The 6238-nt window shown below is 65.9% G+C and carries 7 protein-coding genes; 3 read left to right on the top strand and 4 right to left on the bottom strand.

Annotated elements, in window-relative coordinates:
• A partial coding sequence (locus VD811_01675) for a 4Fe-4S binding protein (GenBank protein ID HXV19681.1) occupies positions 1 to 823 on the top strand: 823 nt, incomplete at its 5' end.
• Between the two features lie 210 nt (positions 824 to 1033).
• Positions 1034 to 1546, top strand: a complete 513-nt coding sequence (locus VD811_01670; protein HXV19680.1) for a hypothetical protein — start codon at positions 1034 to 1036, stop codon at positions 1544 to 1546.
• A 104-nt stretch (positions 1547 to 1650) separates the two neighbouring features.
• On the opposite strand, the gene fetB is transcribed toward VD811_01670, so the two are convergent.
• Genes fetB through VD811_01655 form a run of 3 tightly spaced genes read right to left on the bottom strand, consistent with a single transcriptional unit; the run spans position 1651 to position 3949 of the window.
• Positions 1651 to 2439 carry an iron export ABC transporter permease subunit FetB gene (gene fetB, locus VD811_01665; protein ID HXV19679.1) on the bottom strand — a complete coding sequence of 263 codons (789 nt, stop codon included), beginning with the start codon at positions 2437 to 2439 and terminating at the stop codon, positions 1651 to 1653.
• Complete coding sequence (locus VD811_01660) at positions 2436 to 3209, bottom strand: ATP-binding cassette domain-containing protein (GenBank protein HXV19678.1); 774 nt, start codon at positions 3207 to 3209, stop codon at positions 2436 to 2438. Before VD811_01660 ends, fetB begins: the two co-directional genes overlap by 4 nt.
• A complete protein-coding gene (locus VD811_01655; protein HXV19677.1) occupies positions 3206 to 3949 on the bottom strand; it encodes a uracil-DNA glycosylase in 744 nt (247 codons plus the stop codon). Before VD811_01655 ends, VD811_01660 begins: the two co-directional genes overlap by 4 nt.
• Positions 3950 to 4018: 69 nt before the next feature.
• Here VD811_01655 and VD811_01650 point away from each other — a divergent pair, with 69 nt between their 5' ends.
• The gene (locus tag VD811_01650) at positions 4019 to 4927 is read left to right on the top strand and encodes a zinc dependent phospholipase C family protein (GenBank protein HXV19676.1); all 909 of its coding nucleotides are present in this window, start codon (positions 4019 to 4021) and stop codon (positions 4925 to 4927) included.
• A 35-nt stretch (positions 4928 to 4962) separates the two neighbouring features.
• Here VD811_01650 and coaBC read toward each other — a convergent pair whose 3' ends face one another.
• Entirely contained in the window at positions 4963 to 6162 is a 1200-nt protein-coding gene (gene coaBC / locus VD811_01645) for a bifunctional phosphopantothenoylcysteine decarboxylase/phosphopantothenate--cysteine ligase CoaBC (GenBank protein HXV19675.1), read from the bottom strand.
• Positions 6163 to 6238: the final 76 nt, after the last annotated feature.

The following is a 6238-nucleotide window of genomic DNA, read 5'->3' as shown; positions in this document are numbered from 1 at the left end:
CGCCCTAGTCAGCCTCAAGCAGTGGCTCGCCACCGGCATCGTCGACGCCGTCCACCCTGCCGCTCTCGTCCTCTTTCTGACCATCGTCGGCATGAGCCTGCTGGCGAAGAAGTCCTTCTGCTCCTGGCTCTGCCCGGTGGGGACCCTCTCCGAGGCGGCCTGGAAGGGGGGACGGCGCCTGTTCGGCCGCAGCTTCACCATCTGGCGCTGGTGTGATCTGCCGCTGCGGGGCCTCAAGTACCTGCTCCTCGCCTTCTTCTTCAAGATCATCCTGCTCGACATGCCTGCCGCTGCCCTCGGCGGTTTCCTTGCCGCCCCCTACTGGGCGGTGAGCGACGTCAAGATGCTTCATTTCTTCACCCGCCCGTCGGGCACCGCCCTCGCCGTCGTCGGGGTGCTGACCGGACTCTCCTTCCTCTACAAGAATTTCTGGTGCCGCTACCTCTGCCCCTACGGCGCCCTGCTCGGTCTGGCGAGCCTGCTCAGCCCCTTCAAGGTCCGCCGCGACCTTGACGCCTGCAACGGCTGCGGCCGCTGTGGCCGAGCCTGCCCGGCGCAGCTGCCGGTCGACCGCCGGCTGCGGGTCACCAGCGCCGAGTGCACGGGCTGCCTCACCTGCACCGAGGCCTGCCCGCAGCGGGCCCTGGCCATGGCACCGCCGCTGCTGCGCAGACACCTCCCCGCCTGGGTCTTCCCGGTCGCGGTTGTCTGTCTCTTCACCGCCGGCGTCGGCAGCGGGATGCTCACCGGCCACTGGCAGACTTCGCTCACCTACGACGATTACCGGCAGTTGATTCCGATGGCGGGGATGTTCGGGCACTGACGGATGATAAAGGGCGGATTTGAAACCCGCCCCTGCCGCGCATCACGACAAAAGGCCGGGTCCATTACCCGGCCTTTCTTATTTTTCCGACACCAGACAGCTGTGCAGCCGGCAGGGCATCGGTGGTAAAATTTACATATAGAAAGATACTGCCGTCATCTCCCGAATTCATTCAGGGAGGGGCGGATCTCCAACAAAAGGAGGCAGATCATGCAACGATCTATAACCCTATCGATAGGTGCATTGTTTCTGGCATTTTTCCTGGCGCTGAGCGCACCGCAGGCCGGTGCGGTGGATATCCTCGGGTTCGACACCATGGTGGGCGTCAGCGGCCCATTCACCGGCGCAACCAACGCGATCCGCGGCGTCCCGGGTGGCGGGCTGCCCTGGCAGCTTGAAGGAGCCAAGGGACAACTGGATACCGAAGGCAACCTCAAAATCGACGTCTTCGGTCTGGTGCTGGCCGATGATCCCCGGGTGCCGGTAGAGCGGCGGCTCATGAACCCGCAGGAAAACTTCCGGGCCATCGTCAGCTGTATGACGATCGACGAACTGGACGCAACCATGGCAGCGACGGTCAACGTGATGACCGGACTCTTCCCGACGGGCGTCGCCGGCGATGCCACGATCGAGGAGAAGGTGATGCTGCCGTATCCGTGCTTCGCACCAATCATCTTCGTCACCTCGCCGACGGGGAGCTGGTTCGCCGTGACCGGGAACTAGCCTCTCACCCAGCATCCGTTCCGCGTTTCGCGGCACGCAAAAGGCCGGGCAGAAAGCCCGGCCTTTACTATGACCAAAAACTCACCGCACAAAGGCGGAAACCATCATCCCTCCTCCCTGAACTGGTGCGCCGGGGTGAAATAGGCCCGGTACCCCTGCAGCAGGATGAGGAAGGAAGTCACGGCGACGCTGCCGGTGATGACGCACATGACGGCAATCTGGTACTTGACGGCGGTGATCGGCTCGGTGCCGGAGAGAATCTGACCGGTCATCATGCCGGGGAGGAAGACCAGCCCCATCGCCGCCATGGCGTTGATCGAGGGGATGAGGGCGGCGCGGTAGGCGCTGCGCACCGCCTCGCGGCTGGCGGCCCGGGCGGTGGCGCCGAGACAGAGCGCCGTTTCGATCTCCTCGCGCCGCTCGCGCATTTCTGCGGCGAGGCGCTCGGCGGCCAGTGCCGCGCCGGTCATCGAGTTGCCGATGATCATTCCAGCCAGCGGGATCAGGTAGCGGGGGTCGTACCAGGGGTCGAGGCCGATGACGGCGTTGCAGAAGAAGAAGGTGGCGCCGCCGCAGCCGACCAGGATGGAGCTGCCGACGATGCGGTAGAAGCGGGGCATGCGGTGCTTGACCCGATCCGCCACCGCCTGCACCGAGAAGGCGGTCATCACGGCGAGAATGAGCAGGACCGGGGCGGCGCTCTCCAGGGTGAAGACGAAATGCAGGACGTAGCCGACCGCCAGCAGCTGCACCACCATGCGCAGGGAGGACCAGAGCAGATCGCGTTCCTGGCCGATGCCGCGCAGGCGGGCCAGGGCCGCCACCAGCAGGATCAGGCCATAGACGAGGGCCAGATCGGGGAGGCTGAGGTCGATGATCGCCCTGGCGTTCATGCCGGCTCCTCTTCGCCGGCTTCGGGCTCGGCCAGAAAACGGCGCAGCTGCTCGGTGCGGGGATGGTTGAGGAGTTCCTCGGGCCTACCTGCCTCGAGAATCACTCCCCCCTCCAGAAAGGCGAGGTGGTCGGCGACCCGCCCCGCCAGGCGCAGGTCGTGGGTCACCATCAGGATGGTGAGGCGGCGGGAGCGGCAGACCTCGCGCAGGGTAGCGGCAAGGCGGTCGGCGGTCGGGCGGTCGAGGGCGCTGGTCGGCTCGTCGAGCAGGAGGACCTCGGGGCCGGTCACCAGGGCGCGGGCCAGGGCCACCCGCTGCTGCTGCCCCAGGGAGAGGGAGCGGGCGGCGCGGGAGAGGAGTTCGGGGTCGAGGCGGCAGAGGGCGAGAACGGACCGGAGGGTTTCGCTGTCGGCGGCCGGCGGCGGCTCCTCGCGCAGATGGAAAGGTCGCTGCAGGTTGTCGAGGACGCTCCCTTCGAACATGAAGGGCTTCTGCGGCACCAGGCCGATCCGGCGGCGCAGGACGAGGGGGTCGAGACCGGCAATCGCTTCGCCGAAGTGGAGGATGCGCCCGCCGTCCGGCTCTTCGAGCCGGTTGAGCAGGCGCACCAGGGTGCTCTTGCCGCCGCCGGAAGGACCGACAATGACGGTCAGTTCAGCGGCCGGCGCCGCCAGGGAAAGTCCGCACAGTATTTCAACCGTCCGGCCGTCGGGGGCGCGGCGGAATTTGCGTACCGCCTCGATGCTCAGGGCCGCCGGCGGCTCGTTCACGGTTTTGCCTCCGGCTTCTCGCGCAGGCGCGCCAGTACCTGCTTCATGTCCTCCCAGACGGCTCTCTTCTCTGCGGGATTGCGCAGCAGAAAGGCCGGGTGGTAGGTCGGCATCAGCGGGATCCCCTCGTACTCGCGCCATTTACCCCGCAGGCGGCCGATCGGCGTTTCGTCCCGCAGCAGGGTCTGGGCGGCAAACTTGCCGAGGGCGACGATCAGCTGCGGCCGGATGGCGGCCAACTGGCGCTTGAGGTAGGGTTCGCAGGCCGCGATCTCCTCGGGGCTGGGATCGCGGTTGCCGGGGGGCCGGCATTTCTCCACGTTGCAAATGTAGACCTCTTCGCGCTGCATCCCCATGGCGAAGAGGATGCGGTCGAGCAGGCGGCCGGCTTCGCCGACGAACGGCTCCCCCTTCTCGTCCTCTTCCCGTCCCGGCGCCTCGCCGACGAAAACCAGCCGGGCATGCGGGTTGCCGACGCCGAAGACGATGTTCTTACGCCCCTGGCAGAGGGAGCAGCGGCGGCAGCCCTCCAGTTCGGCGCGGATTTCGTCGAGGGTTTCGTGCCGGCAGAGCGCCACTCCGCCTTCATCGACGCCGCGCACCTGCGGCGGGCAGGCGGGTAGATCACGGGGCACCTCGGGCAGGTCGATCTCCCGCACGCCGAGGTGCAGCAGGTCCTGCAGCAGGCTGCGGACCTGGGCGGCCGCTTCGTGCAGTTCTCGTTTCAGTGTCTCGGGCATTTGACCTTTACATCCCCCGGGCCGTGGACTATCCTTTTAACAGAAAAAATGACCAAGAGGCCAACGGCTTTGCTTATAGTTTTCCTGACTGTCACCATCATCCTGGCGGCGCCTCTCGATGCCCTGGCCTGGGGGGTGGGGGTCCACCTGCAGGTCGGCTCGCACGTCCTCGCCAATCTCCAGAGTCTGCCCCCGGCTCTGCAGGCGCTGCTCGCCGCCTTCCCACACGACTACCTCTACGGCTGCATCAGCGCCGACATCACCCTCGGCAAGAAGTTCACCCACTACCTGGAGCACTGCCACTCCTGGCGGATGGGAAAAAAAATCCTCGATGCGGCAACGACCGACCGGCAGAAGGCCTGTGCCTACGGCTATCTCGCCCATCTCGGGGCGGACTGCGTGGCGCACTCCTATTACGTTCCCTACAAGATGGTGCGCACCTTCAACACCATGCTGCTCAAGCACGCCTACTGGGAGCTGCGCTTCGAGGCCGACGTCGACCCGCAGATCTGGGCGCTGGCCCGAACCATCGCCCGCAAGGATTTTCATGAAAACGACGCGCTGATGCGCAGCGTCCTCTCCGATACCATCTTCTCCTTCAACACCAACAAGCGGCTGTTCAACTCGCTGATGCTGCTCAACCGCCTGCAGCAGTGGCAGAAGATGCTCCGCTCCCTCTCCAATGCCTCCAAATGGACTCTCGAGGAGGAGGACCGGAAAGAGTACCTGGCCCTGGCGCAGCAGGCCGCTATGAGCGTGCTGGCGCAGATGGAGCAGAGTCCCTTCTGGAAGGCCGACCCGACCGGCGAACGGGCCCTGGGCGCCGCCCAGATGATCCGCAAGAACCTCAACCTGCTCTGGCTCGACGGCAAGCTGCCGGCGGCAGAAGCGGAGACGATCCTGTTTGATCTGCGCAGCCGTTTCCGCGAAGGGTTGACCCGGCCGGAAGAGCTGCTGGCGCTGCTTTCGGGCTACTGAAGGCGGAGAGGGCACATGCAATGCGCCCCTACACATCATTTCCTGCCGCGTCGGGCGGCGATGCGGTCAAGCAGGCGGTGCGCTACCTCATCCTTGCTCAGCTGCGGCAGCTCCTCCAGCGTCCCGTCGCGGAAAAGCAGGCGGACGATGTTGGTGTCGACATCGAACCCGGCGCCGGCCTGGGTGACGTCGTTGGCGACGATCAGGTCGAGATTCTTCTCCGCCAGCTTCTTGCGGGCGTTCTCCAGCAGATCGGCCGTCTCGGCGGCAAACCCGACCAGGAAGCGCTCTCCCTTCATCCGGCCGAGTTCGGCCAGGATGTCCGGATTCTTTTCCAGCCGCAGGCTCAGCGCCTGGGCCTCCCCCTTCTTGATCTTCTGCCCGGCCGGTTCGGCGGGACGGTAGTCGGCCACCGCCGCCGCCTTGATGATGACGGTCGCTTCCTGCGCTCGCGCCAGGACCGCATCGCGCATCTGGCAGGCGCTGAGGACCGCCACCGCCTCGACGCCGCAGGGGGCGGTCAGGCAGGTCGGCCCCGAAACCAGGATGACCCGGGCGCCGCGGTTGCAGGCGGCACGGGCGATGGCGTACCCCATCTTCCCCGAGGAATAGTTGCTGATGTAGCGTACCGGGTCGAGCTCTTCGCGGGTCGGGCCGGCGGTGACCAGCACCGTCTCGCCGGCCAGGTCCCGGGGCGTGAGCAGCCGCTCCGTCTCGGCGAAAATCGCCGCCGGATCGGGCAGCTTCCCCTTCCCTTCCCAGCCGCAGGCGAGAAAGCCCGTCGCCGGCTCCATGAAGTGGTAGCCGAAGTCCTTGAGTTTCGCCTCGTTCTGCCGGTAAAGGGGATTCTCCCACATGTTGACGTTCATCGCCGGGACGAACAGCACCGGCGCTTTGGTGGCCATGATCGTTGTCGTCAGCAGGTCGTCGGCGATGCCGCCGGCCACCTTGCCGACGACGTTGGCGGTTGCCGGCGCCACGACGAAGAGGTCAGCCCGGTCGGCGAGCGAAATGTGGCCGATCTCCCGCTCCTGGTAGAGGCTGAAGAGATCGGTATGGACCGGGTTGCCGGAGAGAGTCTGGAAGGTCAGGGGCGTGACGAACTCCTGCGCGCTGCGGGTCATAATGACATGCACCACCGCTCCGGCCTTGACGTAGAGGCGCAGCAACTCCACCGCCTTGTAGACGGCGATGCCGCCGGTTACCCCGAGAACGATCGTTTTAGCTTTGAGCATGGCTGGCTCCTCGGAAACTGCCAATAGGACCATAGGGACTCTTAGGACATGTAGGACTGGTCCCAGGAGTCCTACG

The organism is Desulfuromonadales bacterium (assembly GCA_035620395.1).
Taxonomy (GTDB): domain Bacteria; phylum Desulfobacterota; class Desulfuromonadia; order Desulfuromonadales; family DASPGW01; genus DASPGW01.
The sequence above is the reverse complement of the archived record's forward strand: the minus strand, read 5'-3'. Positions and strand labels throughout refer to the sequence as shown.